Annotated in this window: 3 protein-coding genes; all 3 read right to left on the reverse strand. The window is 61.8% G+C overall.

What is annotated here, in order from left to right; translation table 11 throughout:
• Nucleotides 1-444: aminotransferase class III-fold pyridoxal phosphate-dependent enzyme (locus tag ACQY7U_RS17105; RefSeq protein ID WP_428646832.1), on the reverse strand; the 444-nt coding region annotated here is incomplete at its 3' end.
• Nucleotides 441-1613, reverse strand: coding sequence for a phosphotransferase enzyme family protein (locus ACQY7U_RS17110; RefSeq protein WP_428646835.1), 1173 nt, complete (start codon nucleotides 1611-1613; stop codon nucleotides 441-443). The genes ACQY7U_RS17110 and ACQY7U_RS17105, both read right to left, overlap by 4 nt.
• 17 nt (nucleotides 1614-1630) lie before the next feature.
• Nucleotides 1631-2299 carry a haloacid dehalogenase type II gene (locus ACQY7U_RS17115; RefSeq protein WP_428646838.1) on the reverse strand — a complete coding sequence of 223 codons (669 nt, stop codon included), beginning with the start codon at nucleotides 2297-2299 and terminating at the stop codon, nucleotides 1631-1633.
• Nucleotides 2300-2634: the final 335 nt, after the last annotated feature.

A 2634-nucleotide genomic window follows, 5' to 3' on the forward strand; every position in this document is an offset into this window, starting at 1 on the left:
TGAGACGATCACCCCTTCATTGCCGCTGGTATGGCGGGCAATCCGCAGGGCGAGATCGTTCGACTCGCTGCCCGTGCAGGTGAACACCACCCGATCCATCTCCGCCGGGAAGGTTTCGACCAACCGTTCGGCATATTCGACCAGACGCGGTTCGAGATAGCGCGTGTTGGCGCTGATCCGTCCGGCCTGTTCGGCCATGGCGGCGTTCACCTCCGGGTGGCAATGACCCAGCGAGGGTACGTTGTTGTAGAAGTCGAGATAGGCCTGCCCGTCAGGGTCGTAGAGCCACATGCCCTCGCCCCGGACGAAATGCACCGGCTTGCGGTATTGCAGCCGGTAGGAGGCGCCAAGCACGCCGTCACGGCGGGCGATCAGATCGGCCTCGCGACCGGGCAGATCGATTTCGCCCGGCCTGTAGCGGTTGGGCATGAGATCGGTGGTCATGTTCTGCTTCCTGTCTGATGGGTGAGTCCGCCCGGGTCGTCCGGCTGTGGCAGGGCGAGTGCTGTCAGCACCGCCGCCTCGCCCGATGGGGAATCGAGCGGTGCCAGGATCGACAAGCCGCGTTCGGCCCGCGCGACGTTCTTCTTGATATAGTCAGCCTCGGCAGGAAAAAGCCGTGCGCGCCAGTAATTCACCAGGATCAGCGCGCTTTGTCGGGCCTTCATCAGCCCGGTGAGCACCCGTGCCTCCAGTGCCGAGAGCGGCAGGACCGAGGCATAACCCGCGATCAATTGCTCGGCTCCGCCCAGGGGAAGGGCCGGATCGGTGACGTGATGGCTGGCCGCGACGGCCAGATCCTGAATCCGGGGGTTCCATCCGCCATCGCCGAAGTCGATGAAGCCCAAGTCCTGGTCCGTAACGATCATGTTGTGCGGACTGGGATCGTTGTGGGTGACCTGCCAGTCCAGACCGGCGATGTAGGGCTCAACCGAGCTCACGTACTCGGCCATCGCGGCGCGAACATTGTCGGCAATGCTCCCAGAAGGCAGGTTTTGCGCCAGTTCCATCAGCCGAGGCCAGCAGCGGATGTTCCACAGAACCGGACGATGGGCGGAGGGCAATTCGGTTTTCTCAAGCGCCTGATCCAGCCGCGCAAGCGCATTGCCGGTTTGAAAGAGCTGTTCCGGCGCCGGTACCGCCTGATGCAGCGGTGTCCCGTCGATCCGGGTCTGCAAATAGCCACAAACCCTGTCTTCCTTGAACATCAAGGCGCCGCCCCGTGTCGGAATCACCCGAGGCACCACGACATTGGCTTTGGCGTGCAGGCGCGCCATGGCGGCGCTTTGAAACCGGAAACTGTCGACAGCTTCCGGTCTCGTAGAAGTTTTCAGGATCAATCGGCAAGAGGTCGGCAGCGTGACTTCGACCGTGCGCTCCACTTCGGAAGACAGGGTCGTGATCGTGCCTTCCAGCCCATAGTGGCGCTTCAGCAAATCCGCCGAAATGTCCCGCTCCGTGGTGTCCGGCCGCACCGACAGGTTGGCGGAGGCGGCGCGAAAAAAGGCATCAGTCGAGGCGACCGCCCCGAGCTGACGATTGTCCTCTTCGCTTGCGGGTCTGTCACTCTGACCTTCGGGTGCGCGGGCTGGAGAGTCGGGAACAACAGCCACCTTGAAACCCCCCGCCCTCAGATCCCGAACACGCCGGGCAGCTCCGTGATGTCGCGGATCTCGGTATACTCATAGAACGGGTTCGCAGGTTCATGGCCGCGATTGACCCAGACCTTGTTCTTGATGCCCAGATCATAGGCGGACATCAGGTCGTGGCGGAAAGACGACGAGACGTGCGTAACGTCTTCCGGCCCGCATCCCAGCATGTCGAACATGTACTCGAACGCCCTGAAATGCGGCTTGTAGGCACCTGCGTCTTCAGCGGTGAAAACGGCATGGAACGGTGCGCCAAGTTTGGCGATATTCGAATGGATCTGCTCGTTCATCGAGTTGGTGATGGTCACCAGCGGGATTTCCCTGGCCAGCTTGGCGAGCCCCTCGGGCACGTCGGCATGGGGCCCCCAGCTCGGGATGCGCTTGTAGATCATTTCCGCGTCTTCTGCCCGGAAGGCGATATCGTTTCGGCGGCAGGTGCGTTCCAGCGCGTTGTGCACAACCTCCGCGTAGGGTTTCCAGTCCTGCATCACCTCGTCAAAGCGATAGCCCTGGAAGTTGTCGATGAACTCTTGCATGCGCGGCTCATCCAGAAGATGGCCATAGAGGTCGCGCGCGGCCCCGGCCATCTCGAAGTTGATGAGCGTCCCGTGGGTGTCGAAGGTCACGTATTTCGGGCGAAAATTGGCCATGGCGGCAGCTCCTGCAAGTCTGTTGTCCTGACCGAGCTTAGCCGTGCGGATTTGGCAGAATGTGCTGCAATGCGCGGGCGTGCGGCAGAAGGCGCTCAAGTTTGCGGGACCCGCAGCAGGAGTTTCCGAACGTCTGTTTCTGCCGCCGCGCCCGGCCCGAAGGAGGAATGAGGAACGTCAGAGGGCGTTGGTCGCCATGTCATGAGCGGACCTGACATTGCAGGTCGGACCTTCGCGCAGGTCGCAGTGACGGGCCGGTTTGAGCCCAACGCGGAAATTTATGCTAAGGTCACTTCAAGCCCGACATCTGAAGCAGGCGTTAGTGAAAATGTCCG

The organism is Roseibium sp. (assembly GCF_050301095.1).
Taxonomy (GTDB): Bacteria; Pseudomonadota; Alphaproteobacteria; order Rhizobiales; family Stappiaceae; genus Roseibium.

What these genes read in the sequence shown, in the direction of transcription:
- ACQY7U_RS17115 (WP_428646838.1), bottom strand. Translation starts at nt 2,299, where the DNA reads ATGGCCAATTTTCGCCCGAAATACGTGACCTTCGACACCCACGGGACG.